Origin of the sequence: Phaeobacter cretensis (assembly GCF_047372505.1) — a bacterium.
Lineage (GTDB): Bacteria > Pseudomonadota > Alphaproteobacteria > Rhodobacterales > Rhodobacteraceae > Phaeobacter > Phaeobacter cretensis.
In genome coordinates this window covers 1,313,373-1,331,590 of record NZ_JBKBEU010000001.1, presented here as the reverse complement: position 1 = coordinate 1,331,590, position 18,218 = coordinate 1,313,373, and the positions used below count along the sequence as shown (strand labels likewise).

The window sequence follows — 18,218 nt, the reverse complement described above, 5'->3', positions numbered from 1 at the left end:
AAGGGGGGCAAGGTTATGAACCTGCTCCCCTGATTTATGTGTGGCACGTATTGTTCAGCCGTAAGTTGGATGAAACTTGCCGCTGGGTGACAGGGTGAAGATTTCAGCCCCGTCAGCGGTCACACCTACCGAATGTTCGAACTGTGATGACAGTGATTTGTCGCGTGTTACGGCTGTCCATTCGTCGGCCAGGATCTTGGTTTCGGGCCGACCCAGATTGACCATTGGTTCAATGGTAAAGAACATGCCTTCTTCCAGCACCGGGCCAGAGCCTTCGCGCCCATAGTGAAGGACGTTCGGCGGTGCGTGAAACACTTGTCCAAGACCGTGACCGCAGAAATCCCGTACCACACTCATGCGTTGGGCTTCCACGTAGGACTGAATGGCATAGCCAATATCACCAAAGGTGTTGCCGGGTTTTACCGCCTCAATCCCCTTCATCAGTGAATCATGGGTGACCTGGATCAGCCGTTCAGTCTTGCGTGACAACTTGCCCGCCACATACATCCGGCTGGTGTCGCCGAACCACCCGTCAACGATAACGGTGACGTCGATATTCAGGATATCGCCATCTTTCAGCTTCTTGTCGCCGGGGATGCCGTGACAGACCACATGGTTTACGCTGATGCAGCTGGCGTGCTGGTAGCCCTTGTAGCCGATGGTGGCGGAGGTCGCGCCTGCATCGTCAACCATCTGAGTGATCAGCCGGTCCAGTTCTCCGGTGGTTTGACCGGGTACAACATGGGCAGCGATATCATCAAGGATCCGCGCCGCCAGCGCCCCGGCTGCGTGCATTCCGGCAAAATCACCGGGCTCATAAATGCGAATGCCGTCTTTGGTTGTGCGGCCGTCTTTCGATCTCATCAGCTGAGGCTCCATCGGGTATCTATACCTAAACTATGTAAGCGTTTCGTGAGAAAAGGACCAGAGCCAGTGCTACCGCCTACCGGGTACTTTTTCCCCGCACTTGCGTTTGCTGCTGTGATGACTTTCAAGCGCAAAACGTGGGAGCATCGCTATGCAGCGTAAGCACCTGATCTCTCAGTTCGCGCCGACAGGCCCCGTGATCTCAACGCCTTCGGGGGTGACGTGAGTGCCTATCACCAACCGTTCCACACCTGCGGCGGCAGCGCTTTCCCAGGCGGCTGCATAGTTGGGGTCGATGTCGCGGGCAATTTCAAAGCGATCACAATCGCCGCGTTGAAACAGATATAGCAGCACAGCGCGGTGACCAGCACGGCACATCTCGGCGAGATTGCCCAGATGCTTTGCACCTCGCGCGGTGACACTGTCGGGAAACTCCGCCAGACCGGACCGGCGCGATAGGGTCACGCTTTTGACCTCAACATAGCAATCCGGCAGCCCGGGCTGGCTCAACAGGAAATCAATGCGGCTTTTCTCGGCGTATTTTATCTCTGCTTGGACGGTTTCATAGGCCGCAAGCGCTGCAATCTGTTGTGCCTCCAACGCTATTTTGAGCGCCCGGTTCGGCACCGAGGTATCAACACCGACCAGAGCACCATCTGCGGTCTCAACCAGCCGCCAGCCATACTTCAGTTTTTTCTTCGGATCGTCATTTGGTTCCAGCCACACCGGGCTGCCGGGCTCCGCCAGTCCCATCATCGATCCCGGATTAGCGCAGTGTGCTGTTACTTCGCGCCCATCTGGTAACTGGCAGTCGGCCAGAAATCTTTTGTAGCGTCGGATCAGCACGGCGGGCAGGAGTGGGGTTTGAAAGCGCATGTCACAGGGCCTATACCTGCGCTATCATTGGTTCAAGAGGAGGAGCGCACATGGCCAATCCAACCGCCGCTATGCTGGTTATCGGAGATGAGATCCTGTCCGGGCGCACGCGCGATGCCAATATGTACTATCTCGCAGGCGAGTTGAGCAAACATGGCATCGACTTGCAGGAGGTCCGGGTGATCAGTGATGACGAACGTGCGATCATCGCTGCCGTTACTGCATTGTCCGGCGAATTCGACCATGTGTTTACCAGCGGTGGCATCGGCCCAACCCATGATGACATTACCGCCGATTGTATCAGCAAGGCTTTTGGCGCGCATCTGGACGTGCGTGCGGATGCCCGTGCGTTGTTGCAAGCGCATTATGACAAATCCGGCCAGGAATTGAACGCAGCGCGTTTGCGCATGGCGCGAATCCCTGAGGGAGCGACACTGATCGACAACCCCGTGTCAACTGCGCCGGGATTCACCTTGCGTAATGTCCATGTAATGGCAGGTGTGCCTAGCGTGTTTCAGGCCATGGTGGCATCGGTTTTGCCAACTTTAACAGGCGGAGCACCTCTGTTGTCGCAAACATTACGCGTGCAGCGCGGAGAGGGTGATATCGCGCCAATCCTGACTGCCATCGCGGAGGCATTCGATGATCTATCAATCGGTTGTTATCCGTTTCAGCAGAACGGCGCTTTTGGTGCCAACGTTGTTGTGCGAGGCGCGGATGGCGTGCGGGTGGATGCTGCCATTACGGCGCTGGCGCGGGATCTTGATCTTTGACTGTCAGAGCTGCCTTGACCCATCCGAAATACTACGACGTCACTGACCACACATGGCCCGCTGCTGAAACACGACAACTGGGCCCTGTGACTCTGCGTCGGGGGCTGGGTGGTGGCAGCCGTGTTTCTTCGGCAACGGTCGATGATGGCCGCGCCACAGAGGCTGAAATCATTGCGGCCGAACATGCCATGCGGGATATGGGGCAGGACCATCTGTTTATGATCCGCGACGGGCAGGAGGTGCTGGATGCGCAGCTTGAGACGCGCGGGTATGTGATCAAGGATCCGGTTGTGCTTTGGACATGTCCGGTTGATCAGCTCTGCGATGTTGAAATTCCGCCGGTCACCGCCTTTTATGTGTGGGAACCTCTGGCGATCCAACATGAAATCTGGGCCGCAGGAGGCGTCGGTCCAGAACGTTTCGCGGTAATGCATCGGGTGCAGGGGGCCAAAACTTCGCTGCTGTGCCGCTGCGATGACTCCCCGGCAGGCACTGGTTTTGCTGCCATCCATAGTGGCGTGGCCATGGTACACGCGGTTGAGATTTTGCCGCACCAACGGCGCAAGGGCATGGGCGTCTGGATGATGCGCCGTGCTGCCAAATGGGCGGCGGAACAGGGCGCGCATGAATTGGCGGTTCTTTGCACACAGAGTAACGGCGGAGCCAACGGCCTATATGCCTCACTTGGCATGCAGCGTGCAGGACGATACCACTACCGACACAACCCAGAGAAAGTGTAATGAATGACCCGCGAAACTGATACGCCCAACGATAGGCCAACTGCACTGGATCTGCCAATGGTCGATCCGCTGCCACCCGAAACGCAGAAGTATTTCGATGTCTGTCAGGATAAATTGGGCATGGTGCCCAATGTGTTGCGGGCCAATGCGTTCGACATCGATAAGCTCAATGCGTTTACGGCAATGTATAATGATCTGATGTTGGCTGACAGCGGTCTGAGCAAGCTGGAGCGGGAGATGATCGCGGTTGTGGTTTCGGCCATCAATAGTTGTTTTTACTGCCTCGCTGCCCATGGTGCTGCGGTGCGTCAGCTGTCTGGCGACCCCAAATTGGGTGAAATGCTTGTGATGAACTACCGCGTCGCCCCGCTCGATGCCCGCCAGCGCGCAATGTTGGATTTCGCCGCCAAGGCCACCAAGGCAAGTGCTGAAATAGAAGAGGCAGATCGCCAGATCCTGCGTGACAATGGTTTCAGCGATCGTGACATCTGGGACATTGCGAATGTCACCGGCTTTTTCAACATGTCCAATCGGGTCGCTAGCGCCACGGGCATGATCCCGAACAACGCCTATCACGCGCAGCATCGGTGATCCGTTGCATGGTCCCTGCTGGTAAGCGGATGGCATCTTGGTTCTGTCTCTGTCTGTGTGTGGCGCTGCCATCTTATGTAATGGCACAGGAGGTCGAGCTGCCGCCCGGCGCGCGTCAGCTGGCAGAGCGTGTCACCGCGCTCGGCAGCTATGCTGTGCCGCTGGGGGCCGCCAGCGACGGTGGCGTGCCTGCGCGTCAGGTTGAAGGGCATATTCTGCGTCGTAGCTGGCGTATATACGGCGACGCCACCGTGTTGCAGGTCTTGGCCCCGCTGCGGGAACAATTGGTCGAAAGCGGTTTTGAGCTGCTTTATCAATGCCTGGCTCGCAGCTGCGGTGGCTTCGATTTCCGCTTCGATATCGAGGTGATCCCCACGCCTGATATGATGGTCGATGTTAGCAACTACAGCTTTGTTGCAGCCGAACATTCCGACGGACGCATAGTGACTTTGTTGGTCTCGCGCTCCGGCAATGCCGCCTTTGTTCAAGCGATTGAGGTGCAGCCAACCGGCACAGAAGCTCCTGCAGTCGCCGGTAATACCCTTGCGGGTGGAGATGAAAGCGCGGAAACCAATGGCGACGCTACTGCACAACCTCTGATCGGGGCGGCTGAACTGATCGATCATCTACGCCGCAATGGGCGCGCGGTGTTGGCGGATCTGGAATTTGAAACCGGTGCTGCTGCTCTAGAGGCGAAACCCTATGACAGTCTGACCGCGCTTACGGCTTTTTTGTCGGATAATCCCGACTATTCCGTTCTTCTGGTTGGACATACCGACACGGTTGGCCGTCTTAGCCAGAATGTAACACTCTCCGAGCGTCGTGCTGCTGCCGTACGCGAACGCTTGCTAGAAGAAAGCACATTGGATCCGGGCCGGGTTTCGGTTGCAGGGGCGGGGTTCATGGCACCGCTGACCAGCAACCTCAGCCCCGAAGGACGAGAAGCCAATCGCCGTGTGGAGGTGGTACTGATCGCCGGTTAAGCCAATATGGCCAGCCTCCGGATTATGACAGAAAACCCGGCACACTAGCCGGGTTCTGTCCAATTCCAAAGGGCGTGCAAGTCACCAGGTGATGCCGTCTTTGTCAGCAAAAGCATTGGCGAGAAAGTCGATAAACGCCCGCACTTTGGGTTGGGTAAAGCGGCCGGGAGGGTAGACCGCATAGATGCCTTGGGTTTCCATCGGAAGCGAGGGCATGACGTCCTCGACCAGCCCTTCAGTCAGCGCCTCAGAATAAAGATAGCTTGGCAAATAGGCGATCCCGAGACCGGAAATCGCGGCATTCAGCAGCGATTGCCCGTCATTGACTGATAGCCATCCGGAGGTGCGCACCTGACGTTTTTCGCCCGAAGGGGCGGTGATTTTCCACATGCTGCCGCTCGACTGGTTTGAATAATGCAAAAGCTTGTGCGTATTGAGATCGTCGATCTTCTGCGGCCGACCGAATTGCTCCAGATAAGCAGGTGAGGCGATCATGCGTTTTGTTGTCTCGGTCAGCTTACGTGCCCGCAGGGAACTGTCTTCTAGCTCGCCAATCCGTAGCGCCATGTCAAAACCTTCAGAGATCAGCTCAACATAGCGGTTGTTCAGGACCATATTGACGGTGATATCCGGGAAATCCCGCAGGAAATCCGACAACACCGGCGACAGGTGGTTGACGCCAAAATCCGTTGCAACTGAAATGCGGAGCAGGCCCGACGGGGCTGACTGCATGGATGTTACCAGCGCGTCTGCTTCACCGGCATCGTTCAGAACACGACGCGCGCGGTCATAGTAAGCCAGCCCAATTTCTGTGGGCGACACGCGCCGTGTGGTGCGGTTCAGCAGCCGTGCACCCAACCTTGCTTCAAGGCTGGAGACATGTTTGGACACCGCCGATTTGGAGATCCCCATTTTCTTGGCCGCATCGGTGAAACCGCCCTGATCCACCACATTGGCAAAGGCCTCCATTTCGGTCAGTCGATCCATAACGCTTACGTCCTTGTCCATTCGTGTTCCCCCATTTGTCGGGGTGAAATCGGGCAAGAAGGGGGCGATGGTGGGATAATTGCAGGGTTATCTGCCCATAGTTTACCAGCTGGAAACACCCGCCCGATGCCTCCAAACATCGAAAACCCACCCACATCGCGCCGTTAAGATAGTCGCTATGTTGGTCAGAGGACTTGTTATGCGTGCTATTGTTGAATGTGTGCTCTGGCTGCTTCCCGGCCCCAGAAACGGCGGAGATCTATTTCGTGACGTTCAACGATGGAGCGGTTTTCTTAACGCCGGTCACTGTTGTCTTTGATCTGCGTAGTGCGGCCACAGAACACTTCGATCTAGGGCGAAGCGTTCCACGTAGCCCAGCTGCTACATCGGGGCGTATCATCTAAATAAGGACACCCCCGATGCTGACTTGTGTCATCCGTTACCAGATCGACCCGACCAAACGCGACGATTTCGTCACCTATGCCCGCAACTGGGAGCAGGCCATACCGCGCTGCGGCGCCAATCTGATCGGCTATTACGCCCCTCACGAGGGCTCTTCAACGTTGGCCTATGGTCTCTATAATGTGGCAAGTTTGGCCGAGTATGAGACCTATCGCGCGCGGTTGACTGCGGATCCGTTGGGGCGTGAAAACTATGCATTTGCCCAGGATCGCCGGTTCATTCTGCGCGAGGATCGTACGTGGTTGAAAAAAGTCTCCGACCCGGAAGGACAAAGTGGATGATCGCAGTGATTTTTGAGGTCGAAATCAAAGACGGCGCAAAAGACCGCTATCTGGATATCGCGGGGGGGCTGAAACCCCTGCTAGAGCAGATCGACGGCTTCATCTCCATCGAACGCTTCCAAAGTCTGACCACGCCCGGCAAGCTGGTGTCGCTGTCTTTCTGGGAGAGCGAGGAGGCGGTCGCCAACTGGCGTCAGCTTAGCGCTCACCGCGAGGGTCAAACCGAAGGGCGCGAGGAGGTGTTTGGCGATTACCGGCTACGCGTGGCCGGTGTCTTGCGTGACTACGGCATGACCAACCGGGATGAGGCCCCTCAGGATTTGCGGGACCTGCACGGCTGATGCGTCACGTGAAACCATACCAACCAACATAAAAAACGACCCTCGCGGCCAGTTGGCTTGCAAGGGTCGCGTAAATCACTGCACTTAGTGCATCTGCAGTTCAGAGGCTGGCTGCCAGTCGAGTGCCCTGGTTGATGGCACGCTTGGCGTCCAGCTCGGCCGCCAGATCTGCGCCACCAATCACATGGCAATGTGTGCCCTGAGCCTCAAGCGTATCCGCGAGCGAACGTTCAGACAGCTGGCCGGAACACAGGACCACGGTATCAACGGCGATCAAAGTTGGTGTTTCGCGCGCCTCGCCAAAGCTTATGTGCAGACCTTCGTCGTCGATCTTCTCGTAGTTGACGCCACCGACAAAGACCACGTTTTTCATCTTCAACGTGGCGCGGTGTATCCAGCCTGTGGTTTTGCCCAACCGTTTGCCGTGGCGTTCTGCCTTGCGCTGTAGAAGGGTCACCTCGCGTGCGGGGGCTTCGGGTTGTGGGCCTTCGGGAGAGAGACCCGCGCGATGTTCTGCAGGGTCGGCGACGCCCCATTCTTTCATCCATAGCGGCAGGTTTTCGGTCGCACTTTCGCCTTCATGCAACAGGAATTCCGATACATCAAAGCCAATACCACCGGCGCCAATCACGGCCACCCGCTTGCCGACGTCGGCTTTGTGGCGCAGCACATCGATGTAATCGACTACATTGTCACGGTCCTGACCGGGGATTTGCGGGTCACGGGGCACAACACCAGTGGCAATCACCACCTCGTCAAATCCTTTAAGATCTCGCGCAGACACTTCGCGGTTCAATTCAACCGCCACATCACTCTTGGCCAGCATGGTGCGATACCAATCCACCAACCCCCAGAACTCCTCTTTGCCCGGCACTTGTTTGGCCATATTCAACTGACCGCCGATTTCACTGGCGCGATCAAACAGCGTCACCTTGTGGCCGCGCTCTGATGCTGCCAGCGCGGTGGACAGACCCGCAGGACCGGCGCCAACAACGGCCACAGTCTTGGTTGTTTCGGCTGCGGTCAGCACCAGCTCAGTCTCATGGCAGGCACGCGGGTTCACCAGACAAGAGGTCAGCTTGCCGCCGAATGTATGGTCAAGACAGGCCTGATTACAGGCAATGCACGGCGCGATCTGATCGGCCTTACCGCTTTCGGCTTTGGCGACGAAATTCGCATCGGCCAGCATCGGGCGGGCCATCGAGACCATATCGGCACACCCGTCTGACAGCACTTGCTCGGCGACCTCGGGCGTGTTGATCCGGTTCGACGTGATCACCGGAATAGAGACTTGCCCCATCAGTTTCTTCGTGACCCAGGCAAAGGCCGCGCGCGGTACGCTGGTCGCGATGGTGGGAATGCGGGCCTCATGCCAGCCGATTCCGGTGTTCAGGATGGTGGCTCCGGCCTTCTCAACCTCTTGGGCCAGCTGAACCACCTCGTCATAGGTTGATCCATTGGGGACAAGGTCGATCATCGATAGGCGGTAAATGATGATGAATTCACGTCCCACAGCCTCACGGGTGCGGCGTACCACTTCGATGGGTAGCCGCATCCGATTCTCATAGGATCCGCCCCAGCGGTCTTCCCGTTTGTTGGTATGAGTGACGAGGAACTGGTTGAGGAAATAGCCCTCGCTGCCCATGATTTCAACGCCGTCATACCCAGCCTTCTGCGCCAGGAGGGCGGCGTTCATGATGTCTGCGATCTGCTTCTCAATGCCCTCTTCATCCAACTCGTTTGGCGGGAAGGGCGAGATTGGCGATTTTACCGGGCTGGGGGCCACACATTTGGGCCCATAGGAATAACGACCTGCGTGCAGGATCTGCATCGCGATTTTGCCGCCGGCCTCATGCACGCGTTTAGTGACAATACTGTGGTTCTCGACATCCTGATCACTGGCCATCATCGCCGCTCCGGGCAGCACAGACCCTTCGAGGTTGGGACCAATCCCACCGGTCACCATCAGTGCCACGCCGCCACGCGCCCGGTCCGCATAAAATTCGGCCACCCGGTTCCAGTCTTTGGTTTCTTCTAGCCCGGTGTGCATCGATCCCATCAACACACGGTTTTTCAACGTGGTAAAGCCGAGATCCAGCGGCGCCAACATTTTCGGGTACGCAGTCATGACACTCTCCCTGGTTAAGTCTCTGATCAGTCTTTCATCGAGGTTTGCGTGAAAATGACCCAAGCTTATAGGGATTGTCACTTCGGACGCGGCGTCAACCTCTTGCACGACGCTGGGGCAAAGGTACACAAGGGGGTATCCAACCGAGGAGAGCCTTGATGACGCCCGATGAAATCGCCGCCTTGCCTTACCGGCCTAATGTGGGCGTGATGCTGCTGAACAGCGTGGGGGATGTCTGGGTTGGCCAGCGCATGGACCGGCACAAGGATGCTTGGCAAATGCCGCAGGGCGGCATTGACGCGGGTGAAGATCCAAAAGTGGCAGCCTTGCGCGAGCTGGAAGAAGAGACCGGAGTGACCTCTGATCTGGTTGAGATCATCGCAGAAAGCGATGGCTGGCTGCCCTATGATCTACCCGTCGATGTGGTGCCGCATTTCTGGGGTGGAAAATATCGCGGGCAGGAACAAAAATGGTATCTGATGCGCTTTCATGGGCGCGATGAGCAGATCAATATCGCGACCGATCATCCCGAATTCTCGGCATGGTGCTGGCAACCGGTCGATCATTTGGTCGGCAAGATCGTGCCATTCAAACGCGAGGTCTATGAACGGGTTATCCAGGAGTTTCGCGACTATCTATAAAGGGCTGAGTTTCCTCTCTGCCTGACAAAGGGTATTCTGATGCCGCGTCGCCTTCGCTTTTTGCCCGCTGCTGTCGCATACACGGCGTTGCTTATGCTTGCTGGCCCTGCGGTCGCGCTCAGTTGCCTGCCTTCGGGGCCGTCCGATGCCTATCTTGAGGCGGTAACGTCCGACAAGAGTTACGTCGTTGTCGAAGGCGTGCTCAGCTTTGATGAGGATGCGCTGCCCAAAGCGCCACAGAACAACGTCAATGACACCCCGCCGCGCAGCCTCATACCGGCCCGGATTGATGGTAAGTTGATGACACGTGATGGGTTTTCAAAGGATGTTGATCTGGCGATCACGCTGGAAATCCTGTGCTTTGGTCCTTGGTGCGCTGGGGCGGCGGATGGTGTCGATTATCTTGCTTTTCTGGAGCAGCGTGCAGATGGCTACGTGCTGCGCTTCGACCCCTGCGGCGGTTTTGGGTTTGGCGGCACCAACGGCGCCGCTAGAGAAGAGGTGTTGGCCTGTCATGCAGGTCAAGCATGTACTCCATGGTCTGAGCGATAATCAGATCTGTATCTCAGACACTCGCCATTCAACGTTTGCGCCAACCCAAGGTGCCTTGCCCCAGCCATAGGCTGAATAGCGCGAGTCCGGCACCAATGGCCTGTTTCGCCGACAGCACCTCTCCGAGGAAGACCCATCCCAACAGCACCGCTGACAACGGACTTAGAACACTCAGAAGTGACACCGCTGATGGCTCCAGCCGGGCAATGCCACGAAACCACAACACATAGGTCGCAGCGCCTCCAATCAGGCTCATATAGGCCAGCCCTACGAGGTTCTCACCGTCCAGATGTGGCAGGGCGGGCAGGGACCAAACTGTAACAGGCACCAACAGCAGCCCGCCCGCAGTCAGTTGCCAGGCGGTGAAGGTCAGCAGGGGCACCGGCGGTTGCCACTTGCGGCTCAGCACAACACCGGCTGCCATCGCAATTGCCCCGGCCAGCCCGGCAATCACGCCGATCAAGTCCAGTTCCGCGCTTGGGGCCAGCACCAGCAACGCCACACCAAAGATGCTCAATGCGGCTGCCAGCACTGCGGCCGCACGCACAGGTGTCTTCAGGACCAGCGCAGACAGGAATACGACCACCAGCGGCTGTATTGCACCGAGGGTCGCAGCCACCCCGCCTGGCAACCGATAAGCGGCAACAAACAGCAGGCTCCAGAAGATAGAAAAATTCAGCGCGCCAAGTATCAGTAGGCGTGGCACCCAGTTCAGTGGCGGCAACTGCCGCACCATGAGCAATAGCAATAGACCCGCAGGTAAGGCGCGGAGCAGGGCAACCAGCAGTGGTGATTGTCCCGGCAACAATGTGGTCGTGATAATATAGCTGCTTCCCCAGATGATTGGCGCCAATGCGGTTAGGATCAAATCGCGGCTCTGCATGGCAGGCTCCTTCAAGGTTTCTTGACGTCAAGATATGTAGGTTTTTCTTGACGTCAAGATACTCTGCGATAAAACCGAATATATGGACCACGTAGACTTTGTGACCCAGCAATGGGAGAGAGAGCGCCCGGACCTTGATGTATCAGCGATGGCTGTCATCGGGCGGGTCGGGCGGTTGGCGCAAGCCTATCAGAAGGAAATGCAGAAAACCTGGGCGCGCTATGACCTGAACGGGGCAAAGTTTGATGTTCTGGCCACTCTGCGCCGCGCGGGTGAACCCTATCGGTTGTCGCCGGGGGACTTGCTACAGGCCACTATGGTGGCTTCCGGCACCATGACCAACCGTATCGACCGGCTGGTGGACGCCGGTCTGGTCGCGCGCGGCGTCAATCCAGAGGACAGCCGCAGTTTTCTTATCGAACTGACACCGCAAGGGCTGACCTTGATCAATGAGGTGGTCGAGGTCCATGTCGCGACGCAGGCGCGTCTGCTGGGCGCATTGCCTCCGGAGGAGCAACGCAGTCTTACCGATCTGTTGTCAAAGGCGCTTGTCTCAGCTGAAAATGCCTGACCTGAATAGGCAATGCTATCGGGATCACACATGAAAAGAGCCGCCCCCGATTGTACCGGGGCGGCTTTGTATTAAGCATAGGCTTGGTTGCCTTAGATCAGCCCTTCACGGCGCAAGACCTGACTCATCACCGCCTTGGGGCGGGGACCAATGTGGCTGATCACCTCAGCAGCACATGTGTTGCCGATCTTGGCACAGGTCTCGATATCCAGTCCCTTGGCCATGCCAAACAGGAAGCCAGCGGCGAACTGATCGCCCGCACCCGTTGCATCGACGGGCACCACGCGCTCAACCGGAACATATACGCGGGTGTCGCCTTGGACGACGGTAACACCATCGCCGGAGCGGGTGCAGACCACCAGTGGACAGATGGCTGCCGTCTTGGCTAAGGCTTCTTCCAGATCGTCGGTCTCAAAAAGGGATTTGATTTCGGCCTCATTGCCGATCACGAAATCAAGGTCTTTTTCAATCAACGACAGAAAGTCGGCGCGGTGCCGTTCTACGCAGAAGGGGTCGGAAATCGCGATACCGCATTTGCCGCCGCCTTTGTGACATTCCCGCGCGGCTTCCATAAAAGCGGTCTTGCCCTTGTCCTTATCGAAGAGATAGCCCTCAAGGAAAATCAGCTTCGCCTCGCCCGCAACGGTGTCGGGAACATCCGACGAGGACAACTCGGATGAGATACCCAAATAGGTGTTCATCGACCGTTCGCCATCGCCGGACACAAAGATCATCGACCGTGATGTTGGCAGTTCGCCACCTTTGACTGGTGGGTTCACAAAATCAACGCCATCGTCAGCCATTGCCTGCGCATAGAACCGTCCCAGCGCATCATCGTGAACCCGGCCAATGAATGCCGCATCCAGCCCCAGCGCGCCTGCACCTGCAATGGTGTTCGCGACTGAACCGCCGGGTGTTTGTACGCGCTCCTGCATGGCTGCATACAGCACCTCGCCGCGATCGCGTTCGATCAGCTGCATGATACCTTTTTCGATGCCCATATGCTCCAGAAAGCTGTCGTCGCATTGGCTGATCACGTCCACAACGGCATTGCCGATTCCGACGAGCTGGTAGGTTTTCATAGAGTTTTATCCTCAAACTGGCAAAGATCGCGAATAATGCAGGTGGGGCACATCGGTTTGCGAGCTTTGCAATGGTATCGGCCGTGCAGGATCAGCCAATGATGGGCATGGAGCTGAAAATCTGCCGGTATGTTATCTTCGACGGCACGTTCGACCGCATCGACGTCTTTGCCCGGCGCTATGCCTGCCCGGTTGCCGACACGGTATATATGCGTGTCGACCGCTTGTGCCGGCTGACGCCACCACATGTTCAAGACCACATTAGCCGTCTTGCGCCCGACACCGGGCAGTGATTGCAGTGCTGCGCGGGAATTGGGTACAACGCCGTCATAGTCTTCGACCAATATCCGCGACATCTTGATCACGTTTTTGGCTTTCTGACGGAACAACCCGATAGTCTTGATATGCTCGGTCAGCCCTTCCAGCCCCAAATCCAGCATCTTCTGCGGGGTATCGGCGATCTGAAACAACGCCCGTGTCGCTTTGTTGACCCCAGCGTCGGTGGCCTGCGCAGACAGCGCCACTGCCACCACGAGGGTGTAGACGTTGACATGCTCCAGTTCGCCCTTGGGCTCTGGATCCGCTGCCTGAAACCGCGTGAAGATTTCCCGCAGCGTGTGATAATCGAGTTGCTTTGCCATCGCAGACCTTAATGCCGCGCAGGACCACCCGGCGCAAATAGAAAAGCTGGTATAGGTGAGCGAAGCGTTACCGGGAGAGCCAAAGCGGGTCGTAACAACGTAGAACCCGCGTTCTCGCAAGATCCGGGTCGCATGCCTTGGCCCTGGTCGTGTACTAAGAGAGCGAACCACAGATCGGGAGAGTCCCTCATGAATATACAGCCACGCGAGGAGAGCTATCATTACGGCGTTATGCGCCGCGCGATTGAGCTGATTGATGCGGACGGTGAGGATCTGACGCTGGCCGAGCTAGCCGCCGCCATGGATATGAGCCCGGCACATTTTCAACGGGTGTTCTCTGCTTGGGTTGGGGTCTCTCCCAAACGCTATCAGCAGTACCTGCGTCTGGGTCATGCCAAGAGCCTATTGCACGGTCGTTTCACCACGCTGGAGGCGGCCCATGCGGTTGGTCTATCCGGTAGCGGTCGCTTGCACGATCTGTTCCTGCGCTGGGAGGCCATGAGTCCCGGTGAATATGCCCGCAAGGGAGCCGGTCTACGCATCTATTGGGGCTGGTTCGACAGCCCCTTTGGCCTAGTGCTGGTAATGGGGACTGCAAAAGGTATTTGCGGTATTGGATTTGCGGCCGAGACCGGTTCCGAGCCGACTATGGCTGACATGCGGAGCCGTTGGCCCCAGGCCGACTATGTCGAAGATCCAATGGCCCTGCGGCCCATGATTGAGGCGATCTTTGACCAGCGTGGCGAGGCAAATCTGCATATGATCGGCGCACCGCTGCAGATTAAGGTGTGGGAGGCGTTGCTGCGTATTCCATCGGGGCAGGTCACCACCTATTCCGAAATTGCCCATTCCATTGGTGCGCCCCGTGCCGTGCGCGCGGTGGGCACGGCGGTGGGGCGCAATCCGGTCAGTTGGCTCATTCCCTGTCATCGCGCCCTGCGTAAATCCGGCGCGCTCGGGGGCTACCACTGGGGCCTGCCCGTCAAACGCGCGATGCTGGCCTACGAGGCTGCGCGGGATGAGGGCACGCCGATTGCTGACGGTCAACTGACCGGCTGAACCAGCGTGACCACAGCCGTGAGCGCGGGTGTTTTGTAGCTGAGAGTCCGACCGAGGCTAGGGCGGTAGTCATCCCAATGGACGTATCCGCCCTCTCACTAGCGGCCTGTTTTTTGCGTTCATAACGCAGACGTGCCGCTTCGCGTTCTTGCTCATAAGGTGCCATTTCATAAGAGGCGGTCGGATGGCGGTGCTTTCCCCAGCGATCCAATCCAAGGGTGATGAGGACGATCCAGTCATATGACAGCATGATTTCTCTCCTTCTGTACTAATGACAGAACAACAGAACGCTGCTGACACATGATGTCAGCGGGGTGTGCTATCGTGTCAGCAGGTTGTCACTGGAGAGAACTCATGCCGCGAACCGATCGCCTGTTCGAAGTTATTCAAATCCTGCGTGCCGCCAGCGGACCCGTTCGCGCTGAGGATCTGGCCGAGAAGCTGGAGGTATCTAAGCGAACGGTCTACCGGGATATCGTGGCATTGCAGGCGATGCGTACCCCGATCGAGGGGGAGGCGGGCATCGGCTACGTGTTGCGCAAGGGTTATGATCTACCGCCGCTCAATTTCGACGACGAAGAGCTGGAGGCCTTATATGTGGGGCTGTCGATGCTCATGCGCACCGGCGACGAGGCGCTGCAACAAGCCGCCACCCGGATTTGCCGGAAGGTCATGGAATGCCGGTCTCCTCGGGATCGGCTGCAAGTCGCGCCTTGGGGCGCGCCGCTGGATGATCCCGAACAGGGCTGCGTGTCCAAAGGACTGTTGCGCCAAGCAATCCGTGAGAGTCGCAAGTTGCATTTGACGTATCTTGATCCGGATTGCGTTGAAACTCAGCGAATCCTGCGTCCGTTGGCGCTTATCTACAATGTCGAATCCACCTTGCTTGCGGCGTGGTGTGAGTTGCGAGGCGGTTTTCGCCACTTCCGTACCGACCGTATGCTTCGCGCCGATTTACTGGACCAAAGTTTCGTCCCTGAAGCCGATACTCTGCGCAAATTATGGGCCGAACAGGAGGAAAACACCTGGAGCGATGAGACTCGCGTCCTTTCGTCCTAAGGTCGAAATTGGGCAGGTTTTCGCCGAATGCACAAGACATTGCCTTGTGGTGACAGCGCGGTGACACGATATTCTTCCGAATGCACGGGCGTTGCCCGGATTGAGCAAGCAAAAGGCAGATTTTGATGATGCAGATGAAACTCACCACCGCCGCCATCCTGGCCGCCGGCCTTGGCCTGACCGCCTGTACTGATCCAGCAACCGTGGGCACGCCCGGCAGCAAGACACAGCGCGGCGCGCTTATCGGTGGCCTGATTGGCGCCGGGGTTGGCGCTGCTGCCAATGATTCTGACCGTGGACTAGGTGCTGTTACCGGCGCACTGGTTGGGGCAACCGCAGGTAGTGTGATCGGCAACCAGCTGGATGCACAGGAACGCGAGCTGCGCCAGTCCATCTCCAACGACGGGATTTCTATCGTCAACACTGGCGATCGTTTGATCGTCTCGTTGCCCAATGATCTGACATTCGCCACGGATAGTGCTGCGATATCGTCCGCAGTGCGGTCGGACCTGAACAAAGTTGCGGCCAGCTTGGTGCGCTACCCCAATAGTCAGGTTCAGGTGATTGGACATACCGACAGTGATGGCGATGCGGGTTATAACCAAGGCTTGTCTGAACGCCGCGCCAACGCCGTTGCGGATCAGATCCAGGCCGGTGGTGTCCCTTACAACCGCGTGCAGATCGTCGGTCGCGGAGAGAGCCAGCCAGTGGCCTCAAACCTCACTGCTGAAGGCAAAGCACGCAACCGTCGCGTAGAAATTGTGGTGATCCCGCAAGCGGCGTAAATCGTCGGTTGGCCTAACGATTTGAACAAAGAGAGACCGCTCCACTAGGTGCGGTCTTTTTTGTATCCGCTCGCATGTTGGTATCCACTCGAGTGTGCATTTATGCGCAATTGATATGATTTTGCGCGCATTCTGTATTGGTGCACATCGGTTGCGCCGTGTTGGACCTTTTCTTGTTAGGTAACTTGCATAGGTTCATACGAGACGAAGCATTCAATGAAAGAAGGCCTTGACCATGTCCGATCCAAAAATCATCACCATTTCCGGCTCGCTGCGTGCAGAGGCTACCAATCGCAAACTGCTGGCAGAGGCCGTACGCCTGTTCGGGCCCGCCGAGGTCATCGAGGCGGATCTTAACCTGCCGCTTTATGACGGCGATGATGAACAGGCCAAGGGTATTCCCGAAGCTGTTCAGCGCCTGTCGGACCAGATCGAGGCAGCAGATGCAGTGATTATCTCGACGCCTGAATACAATGGCGCGCCTTCGGGTGTTCTGAAGAACGCGCTTGATTGGGTCAGCCGTACCAGCAGTTCACCTTGGCAGGACACGCCTGTTGCGATCATGTCTGCTGCTGCCGGCCGGTCAGGAGGTGAGAAATCGCAGGTTATCTTGCGGACCTTCCTTGTGCCCTTCCAGGCGCGTGTTCTGACCGGGCCGCAGGTTCATCTTGCAAAGTCACATAGCGAGTTTGACGACAGCGGTCGTCTGCGGAGCGAGCGGTACACAGAAACACTGGAAGCACTGATGACGAAGCTGCGCGTTGAAATCAGTCGCTAACAACGTCGCGCCAAACACGGGAACGGGTCGGCGTCACATATTGTCCTCGACCCGAAATCCATTGGGGATAGTGTCTACCCCGTCCAACACCAGATCGGCCATGGTTTCAGCAACTTTGGGCGCCATGCCAAAACCAATCTTGAAGCCGCCATTGGCGATAAAATGCTGCGCTTTCCCGGGATGCTTTGAGGGCCAAGACCCGAGCATCGGCGCACGAGATTTGGCACGGGGGCGGACTCCGGCCCAACGTTCGATGACATCCGAGCCTTGCAGTACTGGCAGGGCAGCAAGGGCCCTCTCAATCACGTCATCAAGTTGCACATCGGTGCTATTGGGATCGTCAAATTCTCGTTCGTTGGTGGAGCCGATCGCCAATGTGCCATCCGCATGGGGAATGATATGCAGCCCGTCGGCATAAAGCTGCGGCACATCTGGCGTCTGGCCAAAACGCAATAGCGCGGCTTGTCCCTTGACCCCGTTTCCTACGGGCCTGTCCAAAACTGCGTTCAAGTCCATCAATCCGGCGTAGCCCGTAGCATGTATGACTTGCCCCTGATCGGGAGCCTCTGCTTGGACATTGATCCCCATGGCCGCGAGTGCTGCGACCAGTGCTGTGCAGGCGCGGCGCGGATGCATCCGACCGCTGAGCGTGTCGTGAACCACAAAGCCGGTCGCGCTGGGCGGTACCCAAGCACCAAGGGTTTCGCTCTTGGTAACCGTCCAAGTGGCCTTACCCTGCCATAACTCAACGGCAGTGCCTTCGCGCTGACGCGCCAGATCCAGAGTGCGCTGATCATTGATCGGCTGCAGCCGCCCGGTGCGGCCATAGCCTGGTGATACGCCTCCGGTGGCCTCGACCGCCTGCCAGAATTCCTGTGCCATCAACAGGCTTTCCAGCTGGTACTGTTTTTTGGCATTCCAGTTTTCCGGCACATGCGGCGCCAGCGCTCCTACCAGACCACCACTGGAGCCGGCCCCGGCACCAAAGGGATCGATAATCTGCACGGATGCACCACGCCGCGCGCAGGTCCAGGCGATGGACAGGCCAAAAATTCCGGCTCCGCGCACAGTGATATCTGCCATTGCCATTTTCGAGCCCTTTCGCCAGTGTCCGGCCATTCCAGCGCATCATCTAGGG

General features: G+C 57.5%; 21 protein-coding genes. 13 read left to right on the top strand and 8 right to left on the bottom strand.

The features are described from left to right. Window positions 1-54: 54 nt before the first annotated feature. Together map and sfsA are read right to left on the bottom strand one after the other, a co-directional pair. Complete coding sequence (gene map / locus ACEWZM_RS06325) at window positions 55-864, bottom strand: type I methionyl aminopeptidase (protein WP_414005627.1); 810 nt, start codon at window positions 862-864, stop codon at window positions 55-57. Between the two features lie 177 nt (window positions 865-1,041). Beyond that, entirely contained in the window at window positions 1,042-1,743 is a 702-nt protein-coding gene (sfsA, locus tag ACEWZM_RS06320) for a DNA/RNA nuclease SfsA (RefSeq protein WP_414005626.1), read from the bottom strand. A 50-nt stretch (window positions 1,744-1,793) separates the two neighbouring features. Here sfsA and ACEWZM_RS06315 point away from each other — a divergent pair, with 50 nt between their 5' ends. The 4 genes from ACEWZM_RS06315 to ACEWZM_RS06300 are packed head-to-tail and all read left to right on the top strand — an operon-like array spanning window position 1,794 to window position 4,830. Continuing rightward, window positions 1,794-2,516, top strand: a complete 723-nt coding sequence (locus tag ACEWZM_RS06315) for a competence/damage-inducible protein A (protein ID WP_414005625.1) — start codon at window positions 1,794-1,796, stop codon at window positions 2,514-2,516. After that, window positions 2,513-3,256 carry a GNAT family N-acetyltransferase gene (locus ACEWZM_RS06310; protein ID WP_414005624.1) on the top strand — a complete coding sequence of 248 codons (744 nt, stop codon included), beginning with the start codon at window positions 2,513-2,515 and terminating at the stop codon, window positions 3,254-3,256. Before ACEWZM_RS06315 ends, ACEWZM_RS06310 begins: the two co-directional genes overlap by 4 nt. Window positions 3,257-3,259: 3 nt before the next feature. Then, window positions 3,260-3,847 (top strand): peroxidase-related enzyme, encoded by a 588-nt coding sequence (locus ACEWZM_RS06305; protein ID WP_414005623.1) that lies wholly within the window; start codon window positions 3,260-3,262, stop codon window positions 3,845-3,847. A 29-nt stretch (window positions 3,848-3,876) separates the two neighbouring features. Continuing rightward, on the top strand, window positions 3,877-4,830 hold the full coding sequence (locus ACEWZM_RS06300; RefSeq protein ID WP_414005622.1) for an OmpA family protein: 954 nt from the start codon (window positions 3,877-3,879) through the stop codon (window positions 4,828-4,830). Between the two features lie 81 nt (window positions 4,831-4,911). Here ACEWZM_RS06300 and ACEWZM_RS06295 read toward each other — a convergent pair whose 3' ends face one another. After that, window positions 4,912-5,817, bottom strand: coding sequence for a LysR family transcriptional regulator (locus ACEWZM_RS06295; RefSeq protein ID WP_414007976.1), 906 nt, complete (start codon window positions 5,815-5,817; stop codon window positions 4,912-4,914). A gap of 419 nt (window positions 5,818-6,236) precedes the next feature. Here ACEWZM_RS06295 and ACEWZM_RS06290 point away from each other — a divergent pair, with 419 nt between their 5' ends. After that, window positions 6,237-6,560, top strand: coding sequence for an NIPSNAP family protein (locus tag ACEWZM_RS06290; protein ID WP_414005621.1), 324 nt, complete (start codon window positions 6,237-6,239; stop codon window positions 6,558-6,560). Beyond that, window positions 6,557-6,901, top strand: coding sequence for an antibiotic biosynthesis monooxygenase family protein (locus ACEWZM_RS06285; RefSeq protein ID WP_414005620.1), 345 nt, complete (start codon window positions 6,557-6,559; stop codon window positions 6,899-6,901). Before ACEWZM_RS06290 ends, ACEWZM_RS06285 begins: the two co-directional genes overlap by 4 nt. A 100-nt stretch (window positions 6,902-7,001) precedes the next feature. Here the strand turns inward: ACEWZM_RS06285 and ACEWZM_RS06280 are convergent, their stop codons facing one another. Beyond that, entirely contained in the window at window positions 7,002-9,029 is a 2,028-nt protein-coding gene (locus ACEWZM_RS06280; RefSeq protein WP_414005619.1) for an FAD-dependent oxidoreductase, read from the bottom strand. Window positions 9,030-9,187: 158 nt separating this feature from the next. Between ACEWZM_RS06280 and ACEWZM_RS06275 the strand changes: the two genes are divergently transcribed. Beyond that, entirely contained in the window at window positions 9,188-9,670 is a 483-nt protein-coding gene (locus ACEWZM_RS06275) for an RNA pyrophosphohydrolase (protein WP_414005618.1), read from the top strand. A 39-nt stretch (window positions 9,671-9,709) separates the two neighbouring features. After that, window positions 9,710-10,222: a hypothetical protein gene (locus tag ACEWZM_RS06270; RefSeq protein WP_414005617.1), complete on the top strand. Its 513-nt coding sequence runs from the start codon at window positions 9,710-9,712 to the stop codon at window positions 10,220-10,222. Window positions 10,223-10,250: 28 nt separating this feature from the next. Here the strand turns inward: ACEWZM_RS06270 and ACEWZM_RS06265 are convergent, their stop codons facing one another. Further along, a complete protein-coding gene (locus ACEWZM_RS06265; protein WP_414005616.1) occupies window positions 10,251-11,105 on the bottom strand; it encodes an EamA family transporter in 855 nt (284 codons plus the stop codon). Window positions 11,106-11,187: 82 nt separating this feature from the next. Here ACEWZM_RS06265 and ACEWZM_RS06260 point away from each other — a divergent pair, with 82 nt between their 5' ends. Beyond that, entirely contained in the window at window positions 11,188-11,676 is a 489-nt protein-coding gene (locus ACEWZM_RS06260) for a MarR family winged helix-turn-helix transcriptional regulator (RefSeq protein ID WP_414005615.1), read from the top strand. 92 nt (window positions 11,677-11,768) lie between these two features. Here ACEWZM_RS06260 and ACEWZM_RS06255 read toward each other — a convergent pair whose 3' ends face one another. Further along, window positions 11,769-12,758 (bottom strand): adenosine kinase, encoded by a 990-nt coding sequence (locus ACEWZM_RS06255; RefSeq protein WP_414005614.1) that lies wholly within the window; start codon window positions 12,756-12,758, stop codon window positions 11,769-11,771. After that, on the bottom strand, window positions 12,755-13,399 hold the full coding sequence (gene nth / locus ACEWZM_RS06250; protein WP_414005613.1) for an endonuclease III: 645 nt from the start codon (window positions 13,397-13,399) through the stop codon (window positions 12,755-12,757). The genes ACEWZM_RS06255 and nth overlap by 4 nt, the downstream gene beginning before the upstream one ends. A 189-nt stretch (window positions 13,400-13,588) precedes the next feature. On the opposite strand from nth, the gene ACEWZM_RS06245 reads away from it, so the two are divergent. From ACEWZM_RS06245 to ACEWZM_RS06230, 4 genes are all read left to right on the top strand, one after another. Beyond that, a complete protein-coding gene (locus ACEWZM_RS06245) occupies window positions 13,589-14,458 on the top strand; it encodes a methylated-DNA--[protein]-cysteine S-methyltransferase (RefSeq protein ID WP_414005612.1) in 870 nt (289 codons plus the stop codon). Between the two features lie 354 nt (window positions 14,459-14,812). Next, entirely contained in the window at window positions 14,813-15,517 is a 705-nt protein-coding gene (locus ACEWZM_RS06240; RefSeq protein ID WP_414005611.1) for a helix-turn-helix transcriptional regulator, read from the top strand. 125 nt (window positions 15,518-15,642) lie between these two features. Next, complete coding sequence (locus tag ACEWZM_RS06235) at window positions 15,643-16,302, top strand: OmpA family protein (protein ID WP_414005610.1); 660 nt, start codon at window positions 15,643-15,645, stop codon at window positions 16,300-16,302. 235 nt (window positions 16,303-16,537) lie between these two features. Further along, window positions 16,538-17,080: an NADPH-dependent FMN reductase gene (locus ACEWZM_RS06230; protein WP_414005609.1), complete on the top strand. Its 543-nt coding sequence runs from the start codon at window positions 16,538-16,540 to the stop codon at window positions 17,078-17,080. A 33-nt stretch (window positions 17,081-17,113) separates the two neighbouring features. On the opposite strand, the gene ACEWZM_RS06225 is transcribed toward ACEWZM_RS06230, so the two are convergent. Then, window positions 17,114-18,169, bottom strand: coding sequence for an NAD(P)/FAD-dependent oxidoreductase (locus ACEWZM_RS06225; protein WP_414005608.1), 1,056 nt, complete (start codon window positions 18,167-18,169; stop codon window positions 17,114-17,116). Between the last annotated feature and the right edge of the window lie 49 nt (window positions 18,170-18,218).

What these genes read in the sequence shown, in the direction of transcription:
- ACEWZM_RS06290 (WP_414005621.1), top strand. Translation starts at nt 6,237, where the DNA reads ATGCTGACTTGTGTCATCCGTTACCAGATCGACCCGACCAAACGCGAC.
- ACEWZM_RS06225 (WP_414005608.1), bottom strand. Translation starts at nt 18,169, where the DNA reads ATGGCAATGGCAGATATCACTGTGCGCGGAGCCGGAATTTTTGGCCTG.
- ACEWZM_RS06275 (WP_414005618.1), top strand. Translation starts at nt 9,188, where the DNA reads ATGACGCCCGATGAAATCGCCGCCTTGCCTTACCGGCCTAATGTGGGC.
- ACEWZM_RS06285 (WP_414005620.1), top strand. Translation starts at nt 6,557, where the DNA reads ATGATCGCAGTGATTTTTGAGGTCGAAATCAAAGACGGCGCAAAAGAC.
- ACEWZM_RS06230 (WP_414005609.1), top strand. Translation starts at nt 16,538, where the DNA reads ATGTCCGATCCAAAAATCATCACCATTTCCGGCTCGCTGCGTGCAGAG.
- ACEWZM_RS06235 (WP_414005610.1), top strand. Translation starts at nt 15,643, where the DNA reads ATGATGCAGATGAAACTCACCACCGCCGCCATCCTGGCCGCCGGCCTT.
- ACEWZM_RS06315 (WP_414005625.1), top strand. Translation starts at nt 1,794, where the DNA reads ATGGCCAATCCAACCGCCGCTATGCTGGTTATCGGAGATGAGATCCTG.
- ACEWZM_RS06295 (WP_414007976.1), bottom strand. Translation starts at nt 5,817, where the DNA reads ATGGATCGACTGACCGAAATGGAGGCCTTTGCCAATGTGGTGGATCAG.
- ACEWZM_RS06300 (WP_414005622.1), top strand. Translation starts at nt 3,877, where the DNA reads ATGGCATCTTGGTTCTGTCTCTGTCTGTGTGTGGCGCTGCCATCTTAT.
- ACEWZM_RS06255 (WP_414005614.1), bottom strand. Translation starts at nt 12,758, where the DNA reads ATGAAAACCTACCAGCTCGTCGGAATCGGCAATGCCGTTGTGGACGTG.
- ACEWZM_RS06280 (WP_414005619.1), bottom strand. Translation starts at nt 9,029, where the DNA reads ATGACTGCGTACCCGAAAATGTTGGCGCCGCTGGATCTCGGCTTTACC.
- ACEWZM_RS06305 (WP_414005623.1), top strand. Translation starts at nt 3,260, where the DNA reads ATGACCCGCGAAACTGATACGCCCAACGATAGGCCAACTGCACTGGAT.
- nth (WP_414005613.1), bottom strand. Translation starts at nt 13,399, where the DNA reads ATGGCAAAGCAACTCGATTATCACACGCTGCGGGAAATCTTCACGCGG.
- sfsA (WP_414005626.1), bottom strand. Translation starts at nt 1,743, where the DNA reads ATGCGCTTTCAAACCCCACTCCTGCCCGCCGTGCTGATCCGACGCTAC.
- map (WP_414005627.1), bottom strand. Translation starts at nt 864, where the DNA reads ATGAGATCGAAAGACGGCCGCACAACCAAAGACGGCATTCGCATTTAT.
- ACEWZM_RS06270 (WP_414005617.1), top strand. Translation starts at nt 9,710, where the DNA reads ATGCCGCGTCGCCTTCGCTTTTTGCCCGCTGCTGTCGCATACACGGCG.
- ACEWZM_RS06260 (WP_414005615.1), top strand. Translation starts at nt 11,188, where the DNA reads ATGGACCACGTAGACTTTGTGACCCAGCAATGGGAGAGAGAGCGCCCG.
- ACEWZM_RS06240 (WP_414005611.1), top strand. Translation starts at nt 14,813, where the DNA reads ATGCCGCGAACCGATCGCCTGTTCGAAGTTATTCAAATCCTGCGTGCC.
- ACEWZM_RS06265 (WP_414005616.1), bottom strand. Translation starts at nt 11,105, where the DNA reads ATGCAGAGCCGCGATTTGATCCTAACCGCATTGGCGCCAATCATCTGG.
- ACEWZM_RS06245 (WP_414005612.1), top strand. Translation starts at nt 13,589, where the DNA reads ATGAATATACAGCCACGCGAGGAGAGCTATCATTACGGCGTTATGCGC.